Origin of the sequence: Nocardia vaccinii NBRC 15922, assembly GCF_001613305.1 — a bacterium.
GTDB classification, from domain to species: Bacteria; Actinomycetota; Actinomycetes; order Mycobacteriales; family Mycobacteriaceae; genus Nocardia; species Nocardia vaccinii.
Genome location: NZ_BDCC01000072.1, coordinates 14784 through 40011, shown reverse-complemented (window position 1 = coordinate 40011; position 25228 = coordinate 14784). Strand labels below are relative to the sequence as shown.

Annotated in this window: 24 protein-coding genes and 1 pseudogene; 10 read left to right on the top strand and 15 right to left on the bottom strand. The window is 67.2% G+C overall.

Annotated elements, in window-relative coordinates; genetic code table 11:
• Positions 1 to 7: 7 nt before the first annotated feature.
• Positions 8 to 532, bottom strand: a complete 525-nt coding sequence (locus tag NV1_RS36365) for a hypothetical protein (protein ID WP_067902300.1) — start codon at positions 530 to 532, stop codon at positions 8 to 10.
• Positions 533 to 625: 93 nt separating this feature from the next.
• Here NV1_RS36365 and NV1_RS36360 point away from each other — a divergent pair, with 93 nt between their 5' ends.
• Entirely contained in the window at positions 626 to 1234 is a 609-nt protein-coding gene (locus tag NV1_RS36360; protein ID WP_067902297.1) for a TetR/AcrR family transcriptional regulator, read from the top strand.
• A 412-nt stretch (positions 1235 to 1646) separates the two neighbouring features.
• Here the strand turns inward: NV1_RS36360 and NV1_RS46130 are convergent, their stop codons facing one another.
• The 7 genes from NV1_RS46130 to NV1_RS36330 all read right to left on the bottom strand — a co-directional run bounded on the left by NV1_RS46130 (position 1647) and on the right by NV1_RS36330 (position 7196).
• Complete coding sequence (locus NV1_RS46130; protein WP_245714108.1) at positions 1647 to 1763, bottom strand: hypothetical protein; 117 nt, start codon at positions 1761 to 1763, stop codon at positions 1647 to 1649.
• The gene (locus NV1_RS36355; protein WP_067902295.1) at positions 1750 to 2961 is read right to left on the bottom strand and encodes an NADH-ubiquinone oxidoreductase-F iron-sulfur binding region domain-containing protein; all 1212 of its coding nucleotides are present in this window, start codon (positions 2959 to 2961) and stop codon (positions 1750 to 1752) included. Before NV1_RS36355 ends, NV1_RS46130 begins: the two co-directional genes overlap by 14 nt.
• Entirely contained in the window at positions 2958 to 3524 is a 567-nt protein-coding gene (locus tag NV1_RS36350; RefSeq protein WP_067902410.1) for a ferric reductase-like transmembrane domain-containing protein, read from the bottom strand. Before NV1_RS36350 ends, NV1_RS36355 begins: the two co-directional genes overlap by 4 nt.
• Complete coding sequence (locus NV1_RS36345; protein WP_067902292.1) at positions 3521 to 4504, bottom strand: FAD:protein FMN transferase; 984 nt, start codon at positions 4502 to 4504, stop codon at positions 3521 to 3523. Before NV1_RS36345 ends, NV1_RS36350 begins: the two co-directional genes overlap by 4 nt.
• Complete coding sequence (locus NV1_RS36340) at positions 4501 to 4824, bottom strand: hypothetical protein (RefSeq protein WP_067902290.1); 324 nt, start codon at positions 4822 to 4824, stop codon at positions 4501 to 4503. Before NV1_RS36340 ends, NV1_RS36345 begins: the two co-directional genes overlap by 4 nt.
• A gap of 174 nt (positions 4825 to 4998) precedes the next feature.
• Entirely contained in the window at positions 4999 to 6222 is a 1224-nt protein-coding gene (locus NV1_RS36335) for an oxygenase MpaB family protein (RefSeq protein WP_067902288.1), read from the bottom strand.
• 113 nt (positions 6223 to 6335) lie between these two features.
• The gene (locus tag NV1_RS36330) at positions 6336 to 7196 is read right to left on the bottom strand and encodes an oxygenase MpaB family protein (RefSeq protein WP_067902287.1); all 861 of its coding nucleotides are present in this window, start codon (positions 7194 to 7196) and stop codon (positions 6336 to 6338) included.
• Between the two features lie 346 nt (positions 7197 to 7542).
• Between NV1_RS36330 and NV1_RS36325 the strand changes: the two genes are divergently transcribed.
• Positions 7543 to 9069 carry an acyl-CoA synthetase gene (locus NV1_RS36325; RefSeq protein WP_218027319.1) on the top strand — a complete coding sequence of 509 codons (1527 nt, stop codon included), beginning with the start codon at positions 7543 to 7545 and terminating at the stop codon, positions 9067 to 9069.
• Between the two features lie 217 nt (positions 9070 to 9286).
• Complete coding sequence (locus tag NV1_RS36320; protein ID WP_067902284.1) at positions 9287 to 9952, top strand: TetR/AcrR family transcriptional regulator; 666 nt, start codon at positions 9287 to 9289, stop codon at positions 9950 to 9952.
• Between the two features lie 37 nt (positions 9953 to 9989).
• On the opposite strand, the gene NV1_RS36315 is transcribed toward NV1_RS36320, so the two are convergent.
• On the bottom strand, positions 9990 to 10802 hold the full coding sequence (locus NV1_RS36315) for an SAM-dependent methyltransferase (protein ID WP_245714102.1): 813 nt from the start codon (positions 10800 to 10802) through the stop codon (positions 9990 to 9992).
• A gap of 685 nt (positions 10803 to 11487) precedes the next feature.
• Between NV1_RS36315 and NV1_RS36305 the strand changes: the two genes are divergently transcribed.
• Both NV1_RS36305 and NV1_RS36300 read left to right on the top strand, forming a co-directional pair.
• Positions 11488 to 12561 (top strand): FO synthase, encoded by a 1074-nt coding sequence (locus tag NV1_RS36305; protein ID WP_218027318.1) that lies wholly within the window; start codon positions 11488 to 11490, stop codon positions 12559 to 12561.
• The gene (locus NV1_RS36300) at positions 12554 to 14023 is read left to right on the top strand and encodes a flavin-containing monooxygenase (protein WP_067902280.1); all 1470 of its coding nucleotides are present in this window, start codon (positions 12554 to 12556) and stop codon (positions 14021 to 14023) included. The genes NV1_RS36305 and NV1_RS36300 overlap by 8 nt, the downstream gene beginning before the upstream one ends.
• 167 nt (positions 14024 to 14190) lie before the next feature.
• Here the strand turns inward: NV1_RS36300 and NV1_RS36295 are convergent, their stop codons facing one another.
• Complete coding sequence (locus NV1_RS36295; RefSeq protein ID WP_373864696.1) at positions 14191 to 15201, bottom strand: oxygenase MpaB family protein; 1011 nt, start codon at positions 15199 to 15201, stop codon at positions 14191 to 14193.
• Positions 15202 to 15562: 361 nt separating this feature from the next.
• Positions 15563 to 16931, bottom strand: a pseudogene (locus NV1_RS36290) (MFS transporter).
• A 133-nt stretch (positions 16932 to 17064) separates the two neighbouring features.
• Between NV1_RS36290 and NV1_RS36285 the strand changes: the two are divergent.
• From NV1_RS36285 to NV1_RS36270, 3 genes are all read left to right on the top strand, one after another.
• The gene (locus NV1_RS36285) at positions 17065 to 18003 is read left to right on the top strand and encodes a LysR family transcriptional regulator (protein WP_157117605.1); all 939 of its coding nucleotides are present in this window, start codon (positions 17065 to 17067) and stop codon (positions 18001 to 18003) included.
• A 174-nt stretch (positions 18004 to 18177) separates the two neighbouring features.
• On the top strand, positions 18178 to 18951 hold the full coding sequence (locus NV1_RS36275; protein ID WP_245714101.1) for a 3-hydroxybutyrate dehydrogenase: 774 nt from the start codon (positions 18178 to 18180) through the stop codon (positions 18949 to 18951).
• A gap of 102 nt (positions 18952 to 19053) precedes the next feature.
• Complete coding sequence (locus NV1_RS36270; RefSeq protein WP_067902399.1) at positions 19054 to 19560, top strand: hypothetical protein; 507 nt, start codon at positions 19054 to 19056, stop codon at positions 19558 to 19560.
• Positions 19561 to 19616: 56 nt separating this feature from the next.
• Here the strand turns inward: NV1_RS36270 and NV1_RS46125 are convergent, their stop codons facing one another.
• Positions 19617 to 19772: a DUF6131 family protein gene (locus tag NV1_RS46125; protein WP_245714100.1), complete on the bottom strand. Its 156-nt coding sequence runs from the start codon at positions 19770 to 19772 to the stop codon at positions 19617 to 19619.
• 428 nt (positions 19773 to 20200) lie between these two features.
• Positions 20201 to 20428 carry an alpha/beta hydrolase family protein gene (locus NV1_RS44140; protein WP_067902272.1) on the bottom strand — a complete coding sequence of 76 codons (228 nt, stop codon included), beginning with the start codon at positions 20426 to 20428 and terminating at the stop codon, positions 20201 to 20203.
• A gap of 461 nt (positions 20429 to 20889) precedes the next feature.
• Between NV1_RS44140 and NV1_RS36260 the strand changes: the two genes are divergently transcribed.
• The gene (locus NV1_RS36260) at positions 20890 to 22512 is read left to right on the top strand and encodes an alpha/beta hydrolase (RefSeq protein ID WP_067902269.1); all 1623 of its coding nucleotides are present in this window, start codon (positions 20890 to 20892) and stop codon (positions 22510 to 22512) included.
• 108 nt (positions 22513 to 22620) lie between these two features.
• Complete coding sequence (locus tag NV1_RS44135) at positions 22621 to 22770, top strand: hypothetical protein (protein WP_157117604.1); 150 nt, start codon at positions 22621 to 22623, stop codon at positions 22768 to 22770.
• Between the two features lie 440 nt (positions 22771 to 23210).
• On the opposite strand, the gene dmpG is transcribed toward NV1_RS44135, so the two are convergent.
• Positions 23211 to 24260 carry a 4-hydroxy-2-oxovalerate aldolase gene (dmpG, locus tag NV1_RS36255; protein ID WP_067902266.1) on the bottom strand — a complete coding sequence of 350 codons (1050 nt, stop codon included), beginning with the start codon at positions 24258 to 24260 and terminating at the stop codon, positions 23211 to 23213.
• A complete protein-coding gene (locus NV1_RS36250) occupies positions 24257 to 25204 on the bottom strand; it encodes an acetaldehyde dehydrogenase (acetylating) (RefSeq protein WP_067902264.1) in 948 nt (315 codons plus the stop codon). Before NV1_RS36250 ends, dmpG begins: the two co-directional genes overlap by 4 nt.
• Positions 25205 to 25228 lie beyond the last annotated feature (24 nt).

The following is a 25228-nucleotide window of genomic DNA, read 5'->3' as shown; positions in this document are numbered from 1 at the left end:
CCGCATCTCACCCACGGTCCAACGTGACGCGCTGCGTATCGTGGGTGTCGAGGAGACGAAGGCCGTACAGGACCGCGACGTCCGGGTCGAGATCGCCGGACCACCAGGTCGCGGATCGGACCGGGAGGCCGCGGGATCGGTATTTGTTCATGATCTCGGTGTGGTCGGGCAGCTGCATGAACGCCCCCAGTCCGGCGGGGTCGGCCCAGACCGACAACGATCCGGTCTGCCGGGCGCGGGCCGGGCGGATGTAGGTCGTCACGCCGACCGCGTGCTCGAGCCGGACGAGCTGGGTGGCCAAGCTCGTCGCGGCGAACCAGATCGCCGGTATGTCCGTGATCCGGGACGGACTGAACTGGGTGAGGCTGAACATGTACGGTCCGGGCACACTCGCCGCCGAACCCGGCCGCCAGCCCAAGGTCAGCGTGAAATCGGGCGCCCGGGCTCCGACGGACCGATGCCGCTCGAGGCTATGCCGCGTGAGCTGCGGCAAGTGGCCGATGTCGGTCCACGGTATCTGTCGTACAGCCATCGTGAAGTTCCTCTCGATCGTCGGATTCAGCCCGACGTCAGTATGCGAGGAACAAGTATGTGATTACCAGCAGGAATGTTACATACTCAGAGTATGGACCCACGCGTGATGTCCCGCCGGGAAGAGAACGCCGCCGAGACCAGGCGAGCGCTCGTCGAGAACGCGGCGAAGCTCTTCGCCGGCCAAGGCTACGCGAAAACCTCGCTGGATCAGGTCGCCGTCCTCGCCCGCGTCACGAAAGGCGCTGTATACCACCACTTCACGAATAAACAGGCGCTGTTCGGCGCAGTCCTCGAACTCGTCGATGAACGAACCGTGGCCGCCATCGCCACCACCGCGAGTTCGGCGAACTCCCCTTGGGATGCCGCACTCGCGGGCCTGGACGCCTTCCTGGACCGTTGCCTCGATCCGGACTACCAGCAGATCTGTTTCCGTGACGGCCCCACCGCACTGGGCTTCGTGCAGTGGTGGGAACACGGCGAACGCCACGTCGAAGGTGTGCTGACCGCAGCCCTGACGGCCCTTCGTGCGGACCGATCGATCGTCACCGCCGACGTCGATGCCCTCGGCACCGCCCTGTATGGCGCGCTGACCGCCGCCGCTCTCACCATCGCCCGCGCCGAGGACGCGCGGGAAGCACGAAATACCATGGGCCGCACGATGCTCGAACTGCTCGCGGGCCTGCGTCCGGCTGCCTCGTAATCGATCACCACGGACTTCTTCACGCAGAGGACGCCGCCCACCGATCCCCCTCTCGACTCCTCGTCGATGTTTCCGGAACATCCGACGACTCGTTCGCCGATGGGCAGCGCACCGCGGGCCCGGCAAATACGACACCACCCGACACGCGCAGCGGCACAGGCGGTTCGGGTGCCTCCGGGCCCGGTTTCGGACCGGACAATGACATCCGGTCCGAAACTTGCGCGCTCACTCCAGGTTTCGAGAACCCGTGAACGTCATCGGTGCGGCGCTGCCGATTCCGGCGGACCCCAGGTCCAATTGGTTGAGCAGGTTCTGAATCGCGACCCAGATGTCCATCGTTCACTCCTTGTCTTCGCGGCCTGCTGTCGGCCGGAATCTGTTCACTACGTTGCCGCGCCGATCGGCGCGGAATTCATCGCCGCTGCCAGCGCAGCGCGCGGGACGGGCAGAGTTTGATCGCCTCCGCGGCGAGCCCCGGATCGGGGGCGGCGGTGCGGAGGATCGGATAACCCCAGTCATCGAGATCGATTGCGCCGGAAAGAATGTGGGCGCAAATCCCGTGCCCGGTGCAGGCGATGCGATCGACGGCGAGAACGCTCGAATCCGAGGGTGCGGCGGTGCCGAGGAGGCGGTTCATCGGTGACATGGGGGCGTCCTGTGGAGGTGGTGGGCAGCGATCTTCCGGCGGGTTGCGAAGCGGTGCCGAACACCTCGAGCGCCGAGGTGAGGAATCCGGCGATCCCGTCGGGAAAACCGCACGCACCCCGGCCGGTCACCTGCGCGAGCCTGCGGGCGAGGCGATCGGCCGCGCCGACGGGCGGGCGCGGGCGCAGGGCACTGGTCAGATCCTCGAACACTCCGGGCAAACCGAACATGCACGGCCCGCACTGCCCGGCCGATTCCCCGACCGCGTAGGCCAGAACCTCCAGCAGACCGGCCCACGGGTCGGTCCCGGACTCGATGATCCGCAGAGTCGCGACGGCGGGGCGAATCCCATACCGCGCCAAACTCTCCCGCGACCACAGGGCGTCCTCGGCATCGGCGGCGGACAGGAATCCGCCGCCGAGCCCGCCGAGCCACACCGCCCGCATCGGCGCGGTGAGTCCCCCTGCGCGATCGAGGATCTCGTGCAGCGGCAGCCCCGCCTCGACCGGGTGAACACCGGGCGAGCCCACCCCGTTGGCGAGTGTGATCAGCTGCGGTCCCGGCTCCTGCGCGGTCCCGTACGAGCGGAACCACTCCGGGCCGTTCTCGATGATCTGCTGTACGCGCCACACGGTTTCGGCATTCAGCACGAGCGTCGGCGGCAACCGCCGGCCGTGCGGATCGCGGCTGCCCGCGGCGACGGGCTCCGAGCGCATGAGTGGTCGCGCCGGGCCGCCGTACGCCAGCCGGGTCAGCGCCGACTCCTCCGACGAGACGTACCGGCGCGGCGCGACCACGGTGTCCACCCGCGCGGCCCGCAACACCGCGAGGGTGGCCGAATCCCGGTGCGCCGCAATCCTGATATGCCTGCGCGTGAGATGCCGCGCCCCTTCCAGCACCTCGGGCAGATGATGGGCGATCACCCAGGCGTCCTTCTCCGAATCGAGTTCGCCGTCGCAGGCGTTGACGATCAATTCGGCGTTGTGCCGTTCGGCCAGTTCGAGTTTCACGCCGGTGGAAAACCCCGCGCCGCCTCGCCCGGTGAGTCCGGCATCGAGCAGTAGTTCGGACAGTGCGCTCATGACCACTCCTGTGCGGCGATCTCCGCGCGGCGGCGGGTGTCGGGATTGCGTCCGAGCCAGCGCCATGCCGCGACGGCCGACATGGCCGCGGCGCAGGTGGCGGCGACCCCGAGCAGCACCGGATTGTCGGGAGCGGCCGTGGTCAGCGCATGCACGACCGCGATGGGCGCCATCGCGTAGGACAGATAGTGCACCGCCCGCCACGCCCGCACCGGCAACCGATGCCGCAGCAGCGAGGTCAGGTTCAGGGTGAGGACGATGTCGAATGCGATGGCGCCCAACGCCACCCACTCGCGACGATAGCCCGAGGCGAACGGCACGATCGCGGACGCCCAGCCCAGATGTACATAGGTGTCCGTGATCGCGGTCAGGATGTGCACCGCGAGAAATACGACCGTGCCGAGTGCGAGCGTGCGGTGCACCCCCATCGCCACGGCCGTCACCGCGCTGTGCGGGCGCGGACGCGCGGTGGTCAGCATCCCCAGCAGGACCACGAGTGTGAGCAGAATGAGGGCGATCACACCGGCCGCTCGCGACAGATACCACAGCCACGGACTGGTCATGACGCCCACCGCCGCACCCGCCGGGCCGGTGCGGGCCACCCCGGCGTCGTCACGATCTCGTGCTCACCGGTGGAAAGCCTTGCCGGAACGCCACGTTCGGTCAACCACTGCGGCGCCTGGTCGTCCAGGACGATCGCGGCGGTCGAAGCGGCGTTCGCCTGTACCGCGTCCGGACCGGCACAGGTCACCTGGGCCCACCGGGTGCGCGCCGGTCGCCCGGTGCGCGGATCGATGATGTGATGCTGCACGCTGCCCCGATGCGTCCAGGTGCGCAGCCGAGTCGAGGAGGTGGCGAAGGCCTGCCCGGTCGAGCGGACCACCTGCTGTACACCGCCTTCCCAATCCTGCACTCCCACAGCCCATCCGCCCGGCGGCGGCGTGCCCGCGCACGCGATGTCACCGCCCAGGTTGACCAGGAATCCGCCCGAATAGCGCGCGGCCAACTCCGCGGCCAGCGCATCGGCCGCCCACGCCTTGGCGCTCGCCCCGAGATCGAGCATCGTCCCCGCCGGGACGACGACCTGCCAACGCTCCTCGTCGAAGGTCGCCGTCGCCCAGGGTCCCGGATCGACCGCGGCCGGGCCCGGTGTGCCCGTCGCGCCGCGAGCGCGGACCGCATCCAGGTCGTCGTCGTAACCGCACGCCGCCAGCATCGCACCGAGCGAGGCGCACACCAGGCCATCGGTCGATCGTTCGACGTGCATCGCCGCGCGCAGACACGAACCGAGGGTCCAGCCGACCGGAATCCGCAACCGGGCACACTCGCCGGTGCGCGCCGATTCCGCACTGCGCACGTTGATCCGCCATAGTTCCGAATCGCGCCGGAACCGCGAGGCGGCCCGGTCGAGTTCGTCCAGCCGAGCGCGGACCAGCCGGGTCGCGAAGGCGAGTTCGCGGGCGTCGGTGCACACGATCACGACGGTGGTTCCGATGGCGGACAACGTCGTCGACGCGCTGACGGCCGCCCGCGCGCGGGTCATGACCCGGCCGTCGTCGCATGCGGCGGCCGATGTGTGTTCCGGACCGGCGGTGTCGGCGTCCAGGACGGCGGCGCGGTCTGCTCGCCGACGGTCGAGGACTGGCTCAGCTGTTGCGGGACAACAGTATTCGCCAACGCGACCGTCGCCGGAGCGATGAACGGCGCCGTCCGCGAGATCCCGGCCGCCTCGGTGGATCTCGGATTGAAAGCGCCTTCCTCCCAGGCGGTTTCGACGGTCAGTCCGGCGACCGCAAGACTCGCGGCAACGGAGATCCCGGCCGCGACTCGGCGGATGCGCCGCAGATTCGGACTGTTGTTCATGGCTGTGTCCTTCTCCAGAGTCCTTCTCCAGAGCCTCGGCCGCGAGCCGCGCGGGCCCGGCGGTCGCCACTGGCAGGGTGCACCGGCACGAGGCGACGATGACGTCGAACCCCGTGCGCTGCTTGGTATTTCGAATCCGCCCGAACCGGTTCACCGCTCCGGGCGGATCGTTTCTCATCGGTTGGTTTGCGGGATCTCGATACTCAGCGGCATCCGGAGTTCGGACAGGTACCACATCGCGAACTGGCGCAGGAACTCGTCGAACATCCAGTAGGCATCCTTGGCCGGCGGCACGGCGCCGACGATGCCCTCCCGCACGGCCAGGAACGGACCCCAGCTGAACTGCAGCAGCGGTCCCCAGACCGGTTCACGCGCGATGTACAGCTCATCGGCGATCTTGTCGCCCAGGATGTATCGGGTGAACGCGCCCAGGATTCCCCTGCTGAGCAGGGTCAGATCCAGGTCCGCGCCCAGATTCAACAGCTCGTTGGCCAGCCATCGGCCCTCCGGCGTGGGCTCGAGGATCGGGTCCAGCACCTGCGCGGCCTGGGCGTTGGCCTGGTCCCACGACACCGGGATGTATTCGTCCCGGATGCCGAGCAGATGACCCGCCAACTGCCAACTGTGCAGGTAGCCAATCGATTCGTCGGCCGGAATGGGAATCTTCCATGAGGTCAGGACCCGCATGATGGTGGTGCCCAGGCTGTGCCAGGTGACCATCAGATCGTCCTGGCTGATCGGGACGTGCCCCTTGGGCCAGACCGGTGCGGTCGGCAGCAAATGCCGCACGGCGGCATGGATGATCCTGGTCTTGACGCAGGTCACGATCATTTCCCCGCCGGGACCGTAGGCGTTGACCGCACCGATGTCGTAGCCGAATTTCGCGGTCTTGGCGATCCGTTCCTTGAGGTGCGATCCACCGCGGGAGTAGTACACCGCGAGCGCCTCGTGCGGGATGACGTTCGACATCATGCCGCTGGCGAACGCGTAGAGCACACCGAGATAGGTTCCACGCTTCTGCTGGAACTGAAATGAACTGGCCAGCTTGCCCTGATCGGCCCACGACGGCAGTTGCCGCGCGTACTCCATGAAGTCGGCCAGATTCTTCGGCAGTCCGGCGGGAATGGGCTGGTCGTTCTTGATCCAGGTCGCCAACAGCCGATTGACCTGGTGCACATCGCCGTTGTCCATGATATCGGCCACGACCGGATCGGCCTCGGAGTCCCACACCGTCATCGGGTCCGCCCCCTGACCACTGCCGAGGATCGACCCACTGGGCGACCAGGTCCAGGGTTGCGCCCTGGCCGTTCGCGCCCCTAGCGCGAGTGCGCCCGCGGCTCCCACGAAGCCGCCGCCCACGCGCAACGCGTCACGTCTGTTGAGTCCGAGTCCATCCATGCCACGTTCCTCTTCGTCGAGTCACTGATACAGAGATACAAAGTCTGCATCTGCGTATCTCCATATCAGCACACTGTGTCTGCCATCACAAGCGGAGGAACCGAATTTTCCTGCTAGACGAGCGGTTTGCCCTGAGCGTGCCGCGCTCGCATCTCGCGCAGATACGTCTCGAACGGGTACAACCGGAAGCGCTCGGGCAGGACGGTGCAGACCGCGCCGATCGTCCGCATCACCAGTTCGAAAGCCCGCTGTCTGCCCGGGCCCCAGCCCAGCCCCAGCTCGTCCCGGAACTGCTGGGGCAGATAGCCCGTGGTGAAGAACCGGTTGACCCGCCGGAGCAGGGTCCGCTCGAGAACCGTATAGGGTCCGAGATCGACGACCTGCTCGAGCAGATACCGGCGCACCTCGTCGTCGAAGGACATCGCGCGCACGTGCGTATCCCAGTACTCCGCGAACGCGGCCCGATCCGGCGGCCACATCTGCGGGCGCACCTGCAGCGTGGTGCCGAACCGCGCGGCCTCGCGATAGAGCTCGTCGGCGGATTCGTCGTCGATACCGCCGTAGAGGAAGATCAGCGAATCCACCGTGCCGCGATACAGGCATGCGGCCACCCAGAGCTGCAGTTCGGGGTCGAAAGCGTTGTAGGACACCGGACTGGCCGCATCGGAGCGGACCTGGCGGTGCGAGGTGTTCACCGCCGCGCGGTAGATCGCGCGATCCTCCTCGGTGCCGAGCATCGCCACAGCCAGGTAGGTCAGGGTCGTGCGGCCGCGTTTGCGCGGGTGCAGATCGAAGCGGCCGCTGTCGACCTTGCTCTCGATCACGCCCCGGCCCACCGGCGGCAGACCCAATTGCATGATCACGTTCGCCGGGCCACCGAGCAGCGCCGCGGGACCGGCCATGAACCGGGTCCGATCGGCCGGTGAATCGGCTGCCGGACCGTGCCGGCGCAGGAAGCGAGCGGGAAGGGACATGGGTACTCCACGAGTCGATGAGACGCTTTTCACAACATCATGTCAGCGCCGATGTCGGCTGACAATGCGCCCGAGGCCGTCTTCGCACCCCGGCACCGAATGTTGTATGTTACTCACCATTCTTATTCACCTGTTGCGGCCCGCACAATGCGGTAGCGTCAGTAATATACTGATCCAATAGGTGAATTCACTCATGCCGACGATCGATCAGGAGTGGTAAGTGAGTGCACCATCGAGCTCTTTGCGAGCAGCGGCGAAGGCGATCACGGAACCGTTCGCGGCCTTGTCGGTGCTTTTCAGGCGCGGCGTCATCGAGCCCCAGCACCCGATCGAACTGATACGGACGATGCATGACTCGGACATCTACGGTCCCTTCGTCACCGTACTGCGGCACGCCCGGCGCACCCGCGGCGCATCGGACGCGCTGATCGACGAGCGCGGCACACTCACCTTCGACCAACTCGACGAGCAGTCCGACGCGCTGGCCCGCGGCCTGGCCGCATCCGGCATCGCCCCGGGAACCGTCGCCGCGTTGCTGTGCCGCGACCATCGCGGCATGATGCTGTCGCTGCTCGCCGCCGGTAAGATCGGTGTGCGAATCGTGTTGATGAACACCGGATTCGGCGGTCCGCAACTCGCCGCGGTCGCCGACCGTGAGAATGTCGGCGCGATCCTGCTCGACGAGGAATTCCTGGGCCTGCTCGACGACGTCCCCGACGCCGTCCCCCGATTCCTCACCTGGGTCGAGGATCCGGACGCCGCACCCGGTGAGATCAGCACGGTCGACGCCCTGATCGAGGCGCATCCCACCGGCGCGATGCGGGCACCGAAACGTCCGGGCGGCATCGTCATTCTCACCAGCGGGACCACCGGAACACCCAAAGGCGCCCCGCGCGACAAGGTTTCACCCCTGCAGTCCGCGCAATTCCTCGATCGGATCCCGCTGCCGCGCGATTCGGTCATGATCATGGCCGCGCCGACGTTCCACGGCACGGGCCTGTCCCAGCTGACGCTCGGCTGGGCGCTGGGCAATGCGATCGTCTGTCGGCAGCGGCGCTTCGACGCCGAGCGCACGCTCGCCGATATCGCGAAATACGGTGCGGCGGCGCTGGTTCTGGTACCGACCATGTTGCAGCGGATCGTCGATCTCGGCGAGGAGGTGCTGTCCCGATACGACACCTCCACACTGCGCGTCGTCTTCGCCGCCGGATCCTCGCTGTCTCCCGACCTGAGCCGGCGCACCGAACAGATCTTCGGCGAGGTCCTGTACAACCTCTACGCCTCCACGGAGGTCGCGGTCGCCGCGGTGGCCACTCCCGAGGACATGCGCCTGGCTCCCGGAACCGTCGGGCGTCCGCCGGTGGGATGCCGGGTCGCGATCTACGACGCGCAACGTCGCCTCGTCACCGAACCGGGTGTGATCGGCACGATCTTCGTCTCCAGCGGCCTGAGCTTCTCCGGCTATACCGACGGCAGGCACAAGGAGATCGTCGACGGTCTGCTCTGCAGCGGCGACCTGGGCCATTTCGATTCCGCCGGAAGGCTTTTCATCGACGGCCGCGAGGACGACATGATCGTCTCCGGCGGCGAGAACGTCTATCCGCTCGAGGTCGAGAATCTGCTCGTCGACCGGGCCGACGTACTCGAGGCCGCAGTCGTTGCCGTGGACGACCACGATTTCGGCAAGCGGCTGCGCGCATTCGTCGTCCCCGCCCCCGGGGCACGCGGCGACGCGCAGGTGATGATGACCTACGTCAAAACCCATCTGGCCAGGCACAAGGTGCCGCGCGAGGTGATCTTCGTCGAGGAACTGCCGCGCAACGCCACCGGCAAACTGCTGCGCCGCGAACTCGAACAGCTCGACATCGGCTGATCGCGGGTCGCCTTCCCCGCAATCCGGCGATCACCGCCGCGGTCCGCGCCGCTCCGGCATATTCTCTCGCACCGAGTCGGGCAAACCGGGTGATACGCTGAATCGAACGTCGTATCTCGGTACCACTCGACGAGCACCGTCGGCATACGTCACATATCTTGTCGTCTCACTCTTGTCGTTTCATCGTGTGCGGAGATCGCGCGGGTAGGAGGAGATCGTGGCAGATGCGGGATCGCGAACGGCCTCGGGCGCGGAGCGGCTGATCGCCCGCGCCTACATCGAGGCGCTCGAGCAGGTCGACGAGGTGGACGAAATCCGTTTGCGCCTATTGGATTCGGCCTACGAACAGTTCTGCCGGATGGGCATCCAGCGCTCGACCATGGAGGACGTCGCCCGCCGCGCCGAGGTCTCGCGGATCACCGTCTACCGCCGCTTCGCCACCAAGGACACCCTGGTCGAACAGGTGATCCTGCGGGAATTCCGGCGCTATTTCGACCAATTCCTGCTGGATATCCGCCAGGCGCACACCGTCAGCGACCGCGTGGTGATGGGCTTCGTCAGCTCGCTGCGGGCAATTCGCAGCAATCCGCTCATCGGCGGCCTGCTGGCCACCGACCCGGACCTGCTGGTCAGCATTCTGATGCGCGACGAGGGCCGCACCGTGGCCGCGGTCCGCCAGTTCGTCGCCGGTCAGCTGCGCCGCGAACAAGGCGCGGGCAATATCGGCCCGGCGGTCGACACCGATATGGTCGCCGAACTGATGGTGCGCGTCTGCGCATCCTTCCTGGCCATCCCCAGCCGGCTCCTCGACCTGGACGACGACGCCCAGCTCACCAGCCTGGCCCAGCGCTTTCTGGTGCCGATGCTGCAGGCGCCGGACTGATCGCCACCAGCCGGTCAGGGCAAGGTGGCGATACCGCTCAGGCCTTGCGGCCGATCGCGCCCCACAGCGAAACCTGCTTGTCGTGGCTCGGCGGGTGCTCGATGCCGTCGTTACGCCAGCGATGGATCACCTCGACGCCGGGCTCGAGCAGTTCCAGGCCGTCGAAGAAGCGGGACACCTCGGCGCGGCTGCGCGGGCGTACCGGAATGCCGCGGTCGATATAGACCTGAAGCAGCCGCATCATCCCGTCCGGATCGTCCGGCCCGTTGTCGAAATCCGTTGTTACATGGGACATCGCGAGATACGAGCCCGGGGCGAGCGGTGCCATCAGCGCCTTGACGATCTCATAGACGTCGCCCGGCACGAAGTGCAGCAGCGCCATCAGCGAGACCGCCACCGGCTGAGTCAGATCCAGCGTCTCGGTCAGCTCGGGGGCGGCCAGAATCGCGGCCGGATCAGCGGCATCGGCCTGGACGTAGGCGGTGCGGCCCTCCTCGCTGCTCACCAGCAGCGCCCGCGCGTGCGCCAACACGATCGGATCGTTGTCCACGTACACCACCCGCGCGTCCGGCGCGCCCTCCTGGGCGACCTGATGCAGATTGGGCTCGGTCGGGATGCCCGTACCGATGTCGAGGAACTGCCGCACGCCTAGGCCGACCAGGAAACGCGTGGCATGCCGCATGAAATCGCGATTGGTGCGAGCGGTCACCCGGACCGCCGGGAAATCCTGTAGCGCCTGCTCCGCCGCGGCCCGGTCGGCGTCGTAGAAATCCTTGCCGCCGAGGAAGTAGTCGTACATCCGGGCGGGATGCGCTACATCGGTGCGCAGATCGATCGGGCCGTCGGCCACGGCGAACTCCTTGTCAGGTCGAATCTTTACCAAGCGGTTGTACCCACCGCAGATATACCCCATGCGGGCAAGTAGCCCAACATATTCGGCATACCGACCCCGAGTCGATGCCTACCGGCCACCCGGCGCTCGCCTCGCGCTCGTGACCGGACCGTTTCCACGCCCTGACCGGAACCGTTGCGCACCTTGGAAGTTCACCTGACGACCGGCCGGTACGCGGATCACTGTCCGGTTGCCGCTCGCGTGCGAGCCAGTCCGGCGCGGCGACGGTGGGCGCGTGCACAACCGCATCCAACCCGGGTCGCGGCACGGGCGCGCAGCGGGGACTGCGTTTGACCGGAATGCACTGTGGCGCAGTTACTTTCGCATGCTTCCCGGGCATACAGGGTCGGGATCGGTTCCGTCGGCGCCCCGGGTCTGCGGCCGGTCCACCGCCATCGTGGCCATCACCACCGGAGATCGCGGCCTGTGGCGCGGAGCCGTGCGCACCGGGTCCGCGCGGCATGATCTCGGGACCGTTCGCGGCGGACCGGAACGGTCCGGCGCGGATGCCGTCCGATAACCGTCGCACTCGTGGTCATGACGAGATCCTTCCCCGCGACGGAGCCGGTGGACGAAGAGCCGGTACAGCGTCTCGCCGGCTACGGCCCGAGGCATGTCGGCGCGCGGCGGTATGGTTGGGCTCGTGGGTGATGTTGTTGTCGCCGGATCCGGTTTGCCCGATGCGGGCTTGGTGCGCAAGTGGCTCGACGAGGCGTCCGGCGCCCCGGCTGCCCTGCCCGACGAGGGATATATCGCGCTGCTGGGCGCCGACGGGCCGGAACTGGACGAACTGTGTCGAGTGGCCGATCTACTACGTCACCAGGCCACCGGTGACATCCTGACCTACGCGGTGAATCGCAACCTGGACACCGCGGCGGTATCCGGCACCGGCGCCGCCGCCCGCTCCCGCCTCGCCGCCCTGGTGGCCGAGGCGCGCGAGCTCGGCGCGACCGAGATCTGCATGCAGGGGCCGCTTCCGGCCGACAGCGATGACGACTATCTGGCGTTGATCGCCGCCATCGCCGAGGCCGGGCCGATCCACCTGCACGCGTTGCGCGTACCCGAACTGCTCGACGGCGCCGCGCGACGGCAGATGCCGCTGGCCGACTTCCTGGCCGCGGCCCGCGAAGCCGGCCTCGGCTCGGTCCCCGGCACGGCCGCGCGCATCCTCGACGATGAGGTGCGCGCTCGCCTGCTCGGCGCCCCGGACCTGCCGGTGAGCAGCTGGACGGAGGCGATCGAGACCGCGCACCGCGCGGGCCTGTTCTCCACCTCCACGATGGTCTACGGCCACATCGAGACGCCCGCACAACAGGTCGCCCATCTGCGGCTCATCGCCGAGATCCAGGACCGCACCGGCGGTTTCAGCGAATTCATCGCGATGCCCTTCACCCCCGGCCCGGTGTCACCCGGCATCGGTTCGCTGCCCGGCCCATCCTGGCGGCAGACACGCGCGGTACATGCCGTGGCGCGCCTGGCGCTGCACGGCCGGATCGCGAATATCCAGGCCGCCTGGCCGAAATTCGGATTCGACGCGTCGATCGCGCTACTGCGCGGCGGGGCCAACGACCTCGGCGGCCTGCTGCTGGACGGACGCCTGGCACCCGATTCCTTCGCCGAGGCGGGGCTGACCCTGACCGCACGCGAGGTCGAACGGGCGGCCGCCGCCCTGGGCCGGACCGCCAAGCAGCGCACCACCGGATACGCCGATGTCTGAACTCACCCCCATCGACGTGCTCATCGTCGGCGCCGGTTTCGCGGGAATCGGCATGGGCGCGCAGCTGGCCCGGCGCGGGCGCGAATCGTTCGTGATCATCGAGCAGGCCGACGATGTCGGCGGCACCTGGCGGGACAATCGCTATCCCGGTGTGGCATGCGATATTCCGGCCCATCTGTACTCGTTCTCCTTCCTGCCGAATCCGCGCTGGAAGCGAATCTTCGCCGAGGGCGCGGAGATTCACGAATATCTGCGATCCTGCGTGCGGCAGGAGGGCCTGGAACCGCATCTGCTGCTGAATTGCACCCTGCGCCAAGCGCATTGGCGCGAGTCCGACGGCCGGTGGATCGTGCACACCAGTCGTGGCAGCTTCTCGGCCGCCAGCCTGGTCGTGGCCACCGGACGACTCACCGAACCGAAAATTCCGGAGGTGCGGAATCTGCGCGAATTCCGCGGCAGGCGTTGGCATTCCGCACGCTGGAATCCGCGGGTGTCGCTGGTCGGCAAGCGGGTCGGGCTGGTGGGTACCGGCGCCTCGGCGATCCAGATCCTGCCGCGGCTGGCCGGCGAGGCCAGCGAGGTCGTGGTCTTCCAACGTTCGGCGCCCTACGTCCTCCCGCGCGGCGACCGCCTGTACAGCCACGAGGAAATGCTTCAGTTCGCCGCCGATCCCGCCGCCATCACGACACTGCGGGACGAGTTGTTCGCCGAGGCCGAACGCAGCATCCCCGCCCGCAAACGACGTCATCCCGAGATCGACCTGCTGCAGCAGCGAGCGCTGGACCACCTGTCGAGCCAGGTGCGCGACCCGGAGCTGCGCCGGGCGCTGACACCCGACTACGAGATCGGCTGCAAGCGAATCCTGTTCTCCGACGACTACTACGCCACCCTGCAACTCGAGCACGTCCGGCTCGAGCCGACCGAACTGGTGCGGGTGACCAGCGAGGGCGTCCAGGCCGCGAGCGGAAACGTCTACGATCCCGAGATACTCGTGTTCGCAACGGGTTTCGACACCACGCGGCTGCCGATCGCCCAGCAGATCCTGGGCCGTGGGGCATTGCCGCTGGCCGAGCGGTGGAGCGACGGCATGGTCGCGCACGCCTCCACGACCGTCGACGGTTTCCCGAACATGTACGTCCTGGACGGGCCGAACGCCGCACTGGGGCACAATTCGGCGATCTACGTCATCGAGACGCAGATCGACTACGTCCTGGGCGCTCTGGACCATCTGGCCTCCACCACCGATACGGTCCTGGAAGTCACTCCCGAGGCGGTGCAATCCTCCACCCGGCTGATCGACGAGTTGGCCCGCGACACCGTCTGGACCCGCGGCGGCTGCACGAACTGGTACCGCGACGAGCGCACCGGCCGCCTCACACTGCTGTGGCCGGATTCCGCGACGTCGTTCCGCCGGCAGAACGCGACGTTCGACATCACCGCCTACCGGGCGTCGGCGAGCTGAACCGCGCGCCTGCCGCTGGTCAGCGCGGGCACGAGCGTGGACGGCTGCCGCACCGGCCCGAACCTCGTGCGCGAAGGGTCGCGGCGTCGAGCTGGACGGCATGGTCACGACTGTGCTCGCGGTAGCCGCGTGGTCGCCGGTCGGTCACTCGGCGACCGTCGTTGCGTTCACTTCGGATTCGATGTGGTCGCGGCCGGACGCAGCGCTTGTTTCGGGCGGACCCGGTAGGCGGCCGACTTGTCCTCCCGGCGCTTCATCGCCTGAATGCATTCGTGGTGTTTGCGAGCGTGATACGCGAGGGGGAAGTAGGTGAGCCGGTCGGGCAGGATTCGGTAGGCGGTCCGCACAGCACCGAAAATCAAACGCACCTGGGCCTTTTCGCGTGCGCTCGGCTCGACGCCGAGCATCGCGCGCACCCGCGGGTCCATGGCGGCGATCATCGCCAGATACGTCATCCGCAGGGCCGGGCGCGCGGTGAGCGCCACCAGCGGACGCAGCAGGGCCGGCACCTTTTCCAGGGCTTCGGGCTGGGGCCGGCCGCTGCGTAGCTGGCCGACCGACTCCAGCACGTCCGGGCTCGCCTGCAATGTCGTATCGATCATCCGGGTGAAATAGTCGTCGAACTCCTCCCGGGTGATCGGGTAGCCCTTCATCGGCACGCGTAGCAGGCGGGCGAGACGGCAATTGTCGCGCAGCAACTCCTGCTGTTCGGCGTCGGTGAATTCACGGCCGATCAGCAGCGGTCCGGCGTTGACGGTGGTGATGTACGCGGTGGCGATCACCCACTGGTATGCACCCGGATCGAGGGCGCTGATGTGTTTACCCTCGGCGTTGCGCATGGTCAACGGCTGATGCAGCGACCGCAGCCGCCGCCCTTCCTCGACGGCCTCGATCCCGCCGTAGGTCCAGCGCAGCACGGAGTCCACCGAACGGATGGCGCGCCCGCCCGGGTCGGTCCGCGCGATCGAATACTCGCCGGTGACATCGGCGATGACCGGATGCATGCCCTGCATCAGGAATGCGGCCGCCTCCAGGATCAGGTAGGTCCAGTGCCCCACCATCTCGGCGGTCAGCGAGTCGGGTGAGATGAGCTCGACCGGTTCACCGTCGACGGTCAGCTCCGGCTCGGGCGCGAGACCCGTTGGGGGACGGCCGGATTCGTGCGGGGCGATGGTCACGATCTGTTCCTCCGAAAGCTGACGATGCCGAACCAAGTTGCTCTCGGTTCTGCCTTCTGGACGGACATTCCGACTTCTCTCCCCGAATCGATCGAGCGGTTCGAGGTGATAGAAGTGCACTGGTTCAACTATCACAAAGTGTGCCACAGCTCGCGACAGTTTGATAGAGAACACATGAATTTCTCTCGTATCCGCGGCTTTTGAGCACGACCTATCGATATCCGTGCCCACCCGCCAGGCATACGACCATCAGCCGTTGGACCCGGAAACGTGCTCGATCAGCTACACCACAGCCGAGCAGCGGGTGCGAACCATCACCAAGAAGTGACCGCGCGTTCTTCTACCGTCGATTTTCCGGCGATCATGCGTGCTGCCGCTCGGCCGCAGTCGGCCGCAACGCATCCGCCTCGTCGATCGATCGCAGGTCGAGGCCGCGGGTTTCCCGGGTGAACGCGACAGCCACCAGCGTGATCGCCGCCGCACCGGCGAGATACCAGGCGATCGGCACCGATGATCCGTAGCTGTGCAGCAGACGTACCGCGATGATCGGCGCGAGCGACCCGGCGACGATCGAGGTCGCCTGATAGCCCAGTGACACACCGGAATACCGCATCCGAGTGGGGAACATCTCGCGGCTGCGGAGCGTACATGAACGCGTGGAACACCAGTCCGACGACGATGGCGGACATGATGACCGCGTCGTGGCCGCTGTCCATCATCGGGAAGGCGAAGAATCCCCACGTCGCCGTCGCCAGCGCGCCGATCAGATAGACCGGGCGCCGCCCGATGCAGTCGCTGAGCCGACCGACCTGCGGGATGATCACGAAGTGCACCGCGTGCGCGGCCAACAGCCACCACAGGATCACCTGGGTGTCCGCCTTGACGTGCACTTTCAGATAGGTGATGGAGAAGGTGACGACCAGGTAGTACATCACGTTCTCGCCGAACCGCAGTCCCATGGCGGTGAACACTCCGCGCGGATACCCGCGCAACACCTCGACCACACTGTAGGAGGCCGCCTTCGCCCGCTCCGCTTCCTGCTGCGCCGCAAGGAAAATCGGCGCGTCGGTGACCTTCGTGCGCACGTAGTAGCCGATCAGCACGATCAACGCCGACAACCAGAACGCCACGCGCCAGCCCCAACTCAGAAACGCCGCGTCGGACAGGGTCGAAGTCAGCACCAGCAACACCACGGTCGCGAGCATGTTGCCCGCCGGCACTCCGGCCTGCGGCCAGCTGGCCCAGAAGCCCCGGCCGCGACTCGGACTGTGCTCGGCCACGAGCAGAACCGCCCCGCCCCATTCCCCACCGACCGCGAAACCCTGCACGAACCGCAGCGCGACGAGCAGGGCCGGCGCCCAGTATCCGGCCTGGTGGAACGTGGGCAGACACCCCATCCCGAAGGTGGACAGGCCCACCAGAAGCAGACTCGTCTGCAGCAATTTCTTGCGACCGAATTTATCGCCGTAATGCCCGAACACGATGCCGCCCAAGGGCCGCGCCGCGAACCCCACCGCATAGGTGATGAACGCGTCCAGCACGCCGTCGAGATCGCTACCGCCCGCGGCGAAGAACACCTTGCCGAACACCAGCGTCGCGGCCGTGCCGTACAGGAAGAATTCGTACCACTCCACGACGGTGCCGGCCATCGACGCGGCCCCCACCCGCCGCAGCCCACCGGCGACCGTGCCCGTGGCGACACCGCCCGGCGGCGTGTTGCGTACCCTCATCGCATTGCTCCTTCATAACCGCAACATCGGCCGTGTGACGACCAACACACCTTTCGTGACGAATGAGTATTGGCGCAGATATTCGCGGGGAGCAATGCCCAGTTGCGCAGTCCGGTTCTGCGATGATGCAGATATGCCCGATGGTCCAGTGAGCCGGCGTCCCAGTGCGGACGACCTGTTGGTGCTGCTGGCGGTCGCCCGATCGGGGCGGTTCGTCAGCGCCGCAGAGGAACTCGGCCTCAACCACACCACGATCTCGCGCCGGATCGCCGCCCTCGAACAGACGCTCGGGGGCCGCGTGCTGACCCGGGTAGCCGGTGGATGGGAGCTCACCGAGTTGGGCCGCGAGGCGCTCGCCGCGGCGGAAGCGGTGGACTCGGCGGTCCGGTCCCTGTCCGCCGACGCGGACGGCGACCGCATTCTCGAAGGGGTGGTACGGCTTTCGGCGACAGACGGGTTCAGCGCCTACATCGCCGCCCCGTCGGCCGCACGTGTACAACGCCGTCACCCGAAGATCGCCGTCGAGATCATCGCGACCACGCGCAGGGCGTCCATCCAGCGGTCCGGGCTCGATATCGAGGTCGTGGTCGGACGGCCGAATGTGCGGCGCGCCGAGGCCATCCCCCTGGGCGACTACTGCCTGGGCCTTTACGGTTCCCGAGATTACCTTGCGGCACACGGCATCCCACGGACACTCGATGATCTGACGAACTACTCGCTGGTGTACTTCATCGACTCGATGTTGCAGGTCGACGATTTGGACCTGGCCTCCAGCTTCGCGCCCACGATGCGCGAATCGGTCACCTCCACCAACGTTTTCGTCCACGTCGAGGCAACCCGGGCGTCGGCCGGACTGGGGCTGCTGCCGTGCTTCATGGCGGACCGGCACTCCGACCTCGTCCGGGTCCTGCCCGACAAGGCCGACGTACGCCTCACCTACTGGCTCGTCGCCCGCGCCGAAACCCTTCGCCGTCCGGAGGTTTCCGCCGTCCTGCAAGCCCTCCGGGCCACCGTCGCCGAACAGCGCGACCGGATGCTGGGCTCGAACGCGACAGGATCCAGCGGTACCTGACCCCAGATCTGCATACATGCAGATCTGGGGTGCGGAACTCGCCATTGATTCGCCGGTCGATGTGCACGAATACTCTTTTCGATCGTATTCGTCTGCCGGGCCCGTCGAACCGGGCCCGATGGTCATCGTTTCGGTGGTCCCGACGCTGCCGTCCGGGCCGAAAGTGAGTGCCGCGTGCGTACCTCGACCCCTGCTGTGGCCGACCCCGCCGGTCGCGGGCGTTCGGCGCTGGTGACCGGTGCCGCCAGTGGTATCGGCGCGGCCTGCGCCCGCGAATTGGCCGCCGCGAACATCTCGGTCACCGTGGCCGACATCGACGGCGCCGGCGCGAGGCGGGTCGCCGACGAGATCGGCGGAACCGCCTGGGAAGTCGATCTCTGCGATGTCGACGCACTCGACTCACTGCGACTGGACTGCGACATTCTGATCAACAACGCCGGCGTGCAAACGGTCCACCCGATTCCCGACTTCCCGCTCCGGCGATTCCGCACCATGCTGACCCTGATGGTCGAGGCTCCGTTCCTGCTCATCCGTGCCGCGCTGCCGCAGATGTACGAGCGCGGCTACGGGCGCATCATCAACATCTCCTCCGTCCACGGCCTGCGCGCCTCGCCCTACAAATCCGCCTATGTGACCGCCAAACACGCTCTGGAAGGCCTGTCCAAAGTCACCGCGCTCGAAGGCGCCGAACACGGCGTGACCAGCAACTGCGTCAGTCCGGGATACGTGCGAACTCCACTGGTCGACCGGCAGATCGCCGAACAGGCCCTGGCGCACGGCATTCCCGAACAGGACGTCGAGCAGCGGATCTTGCTGAGCGAATCCGCGGTGAAACATCTGATCGAGCCCGACGAGGTCGCCTCCCTGGTCGGATGGCTGTGCACCGATTCGGCCCGGTCGGTGACCGGCGCCAGCTATTCCATGGACGGCGGGTGGAGCGCCCGATGACCGCACGCGCCACCCGCAACGCGGACGAGGCGCATGCATCCGGTTATCTCGAAATTTGCTGAATAACGCGTGGTGAATGTCGGGCCGGACGACGATGGGGTGATGACCGATCGAGAGTCGCGCCGCGCCCTGGCTACCGCGCAGCATCGGGTCCGCGAGGTGCGGCGGGCGTGGACGGAGACACTGGGCCCCGGCGAGCGGTCGGCGGTATGGGCGTGGGCGGCGTTCACGACGACTTTCGGGGTCACACGGGTGCTCACGCATTGGATCCGCGCCGGACACGGACCCACCGGTGGTGGATTCAGGCTGGGGGGCAGGCATTTTCACCACTACAACATCGGCATCGCGATGCTCGCCGCGGTGGGATTGGTGGCATTGCGAGGAACCGAGCGGGCCCGCCGCCACCCGGTGGTGGCCACCTCATACGGCGCCGCTTCCGCGCTGATCATCGACGAGCTGGCACTGTTGCTGGATCTCGAGGACGTCTACTGGGCGCGTGAAGGGCGCACCAGCGTCGACGCGGCGATCGTGGTGATCGGCACGGGCGGCGTCGCGACCGCCGGCTTCGAATTCTGGCCGCGCGCACATCACGCCCTGTGGGGACGTTGACCCGAGCGCGGGAGTCGCACGCTTATCGCGCCCGTGCGGCCGGTTCCGGGACCGCGTCAGAAGTAGTGCCGTCGCCCGCCGACGGCGCGACCCATCGACCCCAGGGCCAGCAACACCAGGCCGATCACGAGGACCGCGATGCCGATGATCCAGAGGATCTGGCTTTTCAACAGAAAACCCACGACGAGAAGAATGATTCCGAGAATGATCATGATCGATACCCGATTCGCCGAATGAAGCGACCGGCCTGTGTGATGGAATTCCGACGGCCGGCGAAAGTATCTGCTGGCAACAATCCTGCGAATTCACTCAACCACCGCGCACCGACCGTGTCAACGGGTGTGGCAGCGGCGGCGGCCCGCCCCGGCAGTGAGCGCGCGCCCCCTCGGCGCCGACGCATCGTGCGCCGACGCGGTCGGCCCCGGTCATTGCCGGGGCCGACCCGTGTTGCCGTGTCGGCTCCGGACCCTACTTGGTCGCGCTGAAGGGCTGGTTGATGGTGCTGAAGTACTGGATCGCGGCGCCGATCGCCACCGGGGCGGTGATCAGGATCTGGCCCGCGAGGGTACCGATCGCGACGACTCGATTTCGTGGCTCGCGGCCGGCCGGCCGGTCACTGGGCGAATTCGGCGCGCCGAAGCTACGGGGTTGCCAGGTACTGTCCGAAGAATTCGATGGCCGCGCCTGATGCCTTGTCGAACTCGTCGTGGTACGGCGCGTAGTGATCACCGGGCATGAGCACCAACTGCTTGGGCTGCCGCGCGCTTTCGAACGCGTCGAGAGCGATCGCCGTGAGCGTCAGCGTGTCGTCCTCGGCAACGATCATGAGCAGCGGTGTCGGGCTGATGCGCTCGACAAAGGAGGTCACGTCATAGTCGAGCGCCCAACCGAGCGAGCGCAGCGTGATCTCGTTGCTCCAGTCCGGGGACTTGCCGCTATTGGGGCTGTGATTGAGATATCAGTGCGTCCGCGCACCGGGAAGGGCATGTGGTTGGGCGGGGTCCTCGCTCGAGACCGGCATCGTCGCCGGCGCTACGCCGCCGAACCTTGCCCTCTTTCGAGGTCGAGTTGGCCCTGCAGCGCGGTCAGCCCGTCAGCCGGCAACAGTGCGGCGAAGTTCCTGAACCCGCTGACCATCGGAACCTGGGACACTACGCAGCGTTCGTGCGGTCGGAGCTGAAGTAAGCCACCACGCCGATCGGTCGGCGTAACCCGGCATTTGCTCAGTGATCGGCTACGGTGGGCGAAGTTTTCTTGCAGCACAGCCACGCACTGTCCCCGTGACGATAGCGAGGATCCGTGTCGAACCGCCCGCATCCCCCTCGACGTGTGCTGACCTCCATCATGGTGGCCGCAATCGTGGCCTGCGGCGCCGCACCTGCCACGGCCCAGCCGCCGGACCCGACACCCGTGGTGCCGCCCACTCCGGTCTGGACCGAGTGCCCCCGCGCCGCCGGTTTCGAATGCGCCACCGTGACCGCACCGTTGGACTATCGGCATCCGGAACTGCGCACGATCGAGCTGGCGGTCATCCGGCACCGAGCAACCGACCCGGCGCATCGGATCGGCAGCCTGCTGTTCAACCCCGGCGGGCCGGGACCAGCGATCGACCTATTTCCCATCGCATATCGGTTCATTCCCCGGGAGATGCGGGAACGGTTCGACATTGTCAGCTGGGACCCGCGGGGGTTCGGGCGCTCGACCGCCGTCCAGTGCTTCGCGCGTTCCGCGCAGTACGCAGCCTGGTCCGCGCAGTTGCCCACAGGGTTTCCGGTCGGCCGCGAGCAAGAGCAGCAGTGGATCGAACGCAATGCCGAACTGGGTCGGCATTGCGAGCAGCGTGACCCGGAATTGCTGCGGTTCGTCTCGACCACAGACCAGGCACACGACTTGGATCTGCTGCGCGCGGTCCTTGGCGACGAGCGGTTGACCTACCTGGGGGTCTCCTATGGGTCGCTGCTGGGCGCCACTTACGCCAACCTCTTCCCCGACCGGGTGCGGGCGATGGTGCTCGACGGCAATATCGATCCCACCGCCTGGTACGACGACAACCCGGCGCTGCCCACCTTCCTGCGCGAAAACTCCGACCTGGGGACGGCCGAGACACTGACACAGTTCCTCGACCTGTGCGGCCGAGCCGGCCGCAGCGGCTGCCCCTTCGCGGCCGACAACGCGTCGGCGACGCGCGACAAGTACGAACTGCTGCTGGACCGCCTGCGCACCCACCCGCAGGGCATATTCACCTACGCCGTCACCGCCTCCGCCGTTCGCGCGGCCCTGTACCTCGTCCAATTCTTCATGGTCGGAGCTGCGAACTGGTTGGCGCTGGCCGAGCTGCTGCAGGCCCTGTGGCAGGGCAAGTCCCCGCAGAGCACCACACGGTTGGCCATGCTCCCGACGATGCCGAGCGAGGTCATTCCCTACCCGCTGGCCCACTCGTCGCCACCTGCCCCCGAGCGGGAGCAGCACTACCTGGGCATCGAGCAGTTCTATGCGCTGGTGTGCAGCGAGAGTCCCAACCCACGCGATCCATACTTCTACGACGACCTGGCCGAATCCAGCACCCTTCGAGCCGGGACCATCGGGCCTACCTGGTCATGGACGACCGAAGCGTGTTCCACCTGGCCGGGAAGAGCAGCCCACCGCTACACCGGTCCCTGGAACCGGTCCACGACACCGATCCTCACCCTCAACAACACCTACGATCCCGCCACCCCGTATCGAGACGGCCAGGCCATGACAGCCGAGCTGGGCAACGCTCGACTGCTCACCGTCGCCGGATACGGGCACACCACACTGATCAACCCGAACAATTGCGCGATTGCCCACGAAAACAACTACCTCGTGCGCGGCGTGCTGCCCCCGCCCGACACAGTCTGTCAGCCGGACACCCCACCATTCACCCGGCTCGTTTCCGACGAATCCACCCTGGCGTCCGCCCCGCCGGGCTGAAGACGCAAAGCCGGTCTGCAGGCGGCCAACAACTATGTCACCGGCACCCGCGGCCGCTCACTCGCCGGGCTCGCCTTGTTCCTGATCTCCCCACTACGGTCAGCGCGAATGTTCGAAGCCGCCGGACTGATGGGCGTTCGGCTGCTGCCGATCACCGCCGCGCACGTGAGACTCGCCGATCAGGCAGCCGCGGTCGAACCAGGCAGTCATACCTCGATCTTGATCTCCGAGAGCTCGGCTGTGCTCGGGACTGTCTGAGATTCCGACACTCCCCTGTGCTGCTCTGCGCGGGCCCGGCGAAGAGCGTCGGCGGAAGGTCTGGCCTTCCTGATCGAAGTTCCCGGATCAGGCGGCCATCTGCCTGCCGATGACACCTTCCAGGCGCACGGAGTTCAGGGTCCGCGCAATCACCCTGCACGTTGCTGCTTTGTGGATGTAGGGGAAACGACGGATTCTCGGGCGGAGCGCCGCAGCGTAAGCCGCCCGAGAAGCATTGTCTCACTTGCCCTGGTCGGGCATCGGCGAGTTGATGGTGCTGAAGTACTGGATCGCGGCGCCGATCACCACCGGGGCGGCGATCAGGGTCTGGCCCGCGAGAATGCCCAGCGTGGCGCCCATGGTTCCGCAAGGTTCCGTCAGCGACGTCCACGATCGGCGCGACCGATCGGTCACCAGGGCGATGCGCCGTGCGATGGACCTCAGCGCTGCTTCGCCGCCCGCAGGTCGAGTGCGATATCGGTGATCAGATCCTCTTGGCCACCGACCAGTTTGCGCTCGCCGACGGCCAGCAGAATTTCGCGCGTATCCAACCCGTACTGCTTCGCCGCCGCTTCGGCGTGCCGCAGGAAACTGGAGTACACACCGGCGAATCCCAGGGTCAACGTCTCGCGGTCGACCTGGACCGGACGGTCCTGCAGCGGGCGCACGATGTCGTCGGCGGCATCCTGCAGCGCGAACAGATCGCAGTTGTGCTTCCAGCCGGAGTGGTCCGCCACCGCGACGAACGGCTCGATCGGGCAGTTTCCCGCGCCCGCACCGTGTCCGGCCAGCGAGGCGTCGACCCGGGTCACCCCTTCCTCGACCGCGACCACCGAGTTCGCCACCGACAGTGACAGATTCTGGTGCGCGTGGATCCCGATCTGGGTACCCGGATCGAGCAGGTCGCGGTAGGCGCGCACTCGATCCCGGACACCGTTCATGGTCAGCCGCCCCCCAGAGTCGGTGACGTAAACGCAGTGCGCCCCATACGATTCCATCAATTTCGCTTGCCGGGCCAGCTCGGCGGGTTCGGACAGGTGCGACATCATCAGGAAGCCGCTGACGTCCATGCCGAGTTCCCGGGCGGTGCCGATGTGCTGGGCGGCCACGTCGGCCTCGGTGCAGTGGGTCGCCACCCGCACGGAGGTCACCCCGAGTTCGAAGGCTTGTTTCAGCTCGGCGACGGTGCCGACGCCCGGCAGTAGCAGCGTGGTCAGTTTCGCGCGGTGGACCACCGCGGCGGCCGCCTCGATCCACTCTCGATCGGTATTGCTGCCCGGCCCGTAGGTGAGGCTGTGACCTGCCAATCCGTCGCCGTGGGTGACCTCGATGGCGTCGACGCCGGCGGCATCGAGCGCGGCGGCGATCGCTGCCACGTTCTCCGGGCTGATCCGGTGCCGCATGGCGTGCATGCCGTCGCGCAGGGTGACGTCCTGGATGTAGAGCGGGGCGCCGTCGGTGACGTTCGGGCGGGTGGTCGTCTCGGTCATCGGGCCATCTCCAAGAGCATGTTGTCGGCGATCCGTTCGGCGACCTGCAGGGCCGCGGAGGTCATGATGTCGAGGTTGCCGGCGTAGGCGGGCAGGTAGTGCGCGGCGCCCTCGACCTCGAGGAAGACCGACACCTTCCACAATCCGGGCCCCCGGTCGACGCCGCCGGTGAGAGTGGCGACCGACTCGGCATCGTCCAGCTTCGTGATCTGCACGTCCTGCTTGAGCCGGTATCCCGGGACATAGGCGGAGACCGCGGCGACCATGTCCTGCACGGACTTCCGGATCGCGGCCTGGTCCGGATCGGTGACCAGGGCGAGTACGGTGTCGCGCATGATCAGCGGCGGCTCGGCGGGATTGAGCACGATGATGGCCTTGCCGTAGTCGGCTCCGCCGACCCGCACGATCGCGTCGGAGGTGGTCTCGGTGAATTCGTCGATATTCGCCCTGGTTCCCGGCCCCGCCGATTTCGAGGCGATGGAGGCCACGATTTCCGCGTAGTGCACGTGAGCGACCGCCGACACGGCCGCGACGATCGGAATCGTCGCCTGGCCGCCACAGGTCACCATGTTCACAATCGGGGCGTTTCGGTGCTCGTCCAGGTTGACGGCCGGCACCACGAACGGGCCGATGGCCGCGGGGGTGAGGTCGATGATGCGTTTGTCGTAGGGCCGCAGCGCCGCCACGTTGGCCCGGTGCGCCTTGGCCGAGGTGGAGTCGAAGACGATGCGGATGTCGTCGAAGTCCGGATGCTCGATGAGTCCCTGGACGCCGGTGTCGACGGTGCTGATGCCCAGCCTGCGGGCACGGGCGAGCCCGTCCGAGTCGGGGTCGATGCCCACCAGCACGGCGATCTCGACGTGCTCGGCGACGCGGAGGAGTTTGATGAGGAGGTCGGTGCCGATATTGCCCGACCCGATGACCGCGGCCTTGATCCGGCTCATGCTGTCCTGCTTTCGGGTGAGGTG

What these genes read in the sequence shown, in the direction of transcription:
- NV1_RS36330 (WP_067902287.1), bottom strand. Translation starts at nt 7,196, where the DNA reads ATGTCCCTTCCCGCTCGCTTCCTGCGCCGGCACGGTCCGGCAGCCGAT.
- NV1_RS36340 (WP_067902290.1), bottom strand. Translation starts at nt 4,824, where the DNA reads ATGAACAACAGTCCGAATCTGCGGCGCATCCGCCGAGTCGCGGCCGGG.
- NV1_RS36345 (WP_067902292.1), bottom strand. Translation starts at nt 4,504, where the DNA reads ATGACCCGCGCGCGGGCGGCCGTCAGCGCGTCGACGACGTTGTCCGCC.
- NV1_RS36365 (WP_067902300.1), bottom strand. Translation starts at nt 532, where the DNA reads ATGGCTGTACGACAGATACCGTGGACCGACATCGGCCACTTGCCGCAG.
- NV1_RS36350 (WP_067902410.1), bottom strand. Translation starts at nt 3,524, where the DNA reads ATGACCAGTCCGTGGCTGTGGTATCTGTCGCGAGCGGCCGGTGTGATC.
- dmpG (WP_067902266.1), bottom strand. Translation starts at nt 24,260, where the DNA reads ATGACCGAGACGACCACCCGCCCGAACGTCACCGACGGCGCCCCGCTC.
- NV1_RS36285 (WP_157117605.1), top strand. Translation starts at nt 17,065, where the DNA reads ATGCCCGATGGTCCAGTGAGCCGGCGTCCCAGTGCGGACGACCTGTTG.
- NV1_RS36270 (WP_067902399.1), top strand. Translation starts at nt 19,054, where the DNA reads ATGACCGATCGAGAGTCGCGCCGCGCCCTGGCTACCGCGCAGCATCGG.
- NV1_RS44135 (WP_157117604.1), top strand. Translation starts at nt 22,621, where the DNA reads ATGTTCGAAGCCGCCGGACTGATGGGCGTTCGGCTGCTGCCGATCACC.
- NV1_RS36355 (WP_067902295.1), bottom strand. Translation starts at nt 2,961, where the DNA reads ATGAGCGCACTGTCCGAACTACTGCTCGATGCCGGACTCACCGGGCGA.
- NV1_RS46125 (WP_245714100.1), bottom strand. Translation starts at nt 19,772, where the DNA reads ATGATCATTCTCGGAATCATTCTTCTCGTCGTGGGTTTTCTGTTGAAA.
- NV1_RS36250 (WP_067902264.1), bottom strand. Translation starts at nt 25,204, where the DNA reads ATGAGCCGGATCAAGGCCGCGGTCATCGGGTCGGGCAATATCGGCACC.
- NV1_RS36360 (WP_067902297.1), top strand. Translation starts at nt 626, where the DNA reads ATGGACCCACGCGTGATGTCCCGCCGGGAAGAGAACGCCGCCGAGACC.
- NV1_RS36300 (WP_067902280.1), top strand. Translation starts at nt 12,554, where the DNA reads ATGTCTGAACTCACCCCCATCGACGTGCTCATCGTCGGCGCCGGTTTC.
- NV1_RS36335 (WP_067902288.1), bottom strand. Translation starts at nt 6,222, where the DNA reads ATGGATGGACTCGGACTCAACAGACGTGACGCGTTGCGCGTGGGCGGC.
- NV1_RS36325 (WP_218027319.1), top strand. Translation starts at nt 7,543, where the DNA reads ATGCATGACTCGGACATCTACGGTCCCTTCGTCACCGTACTGCGGCAC.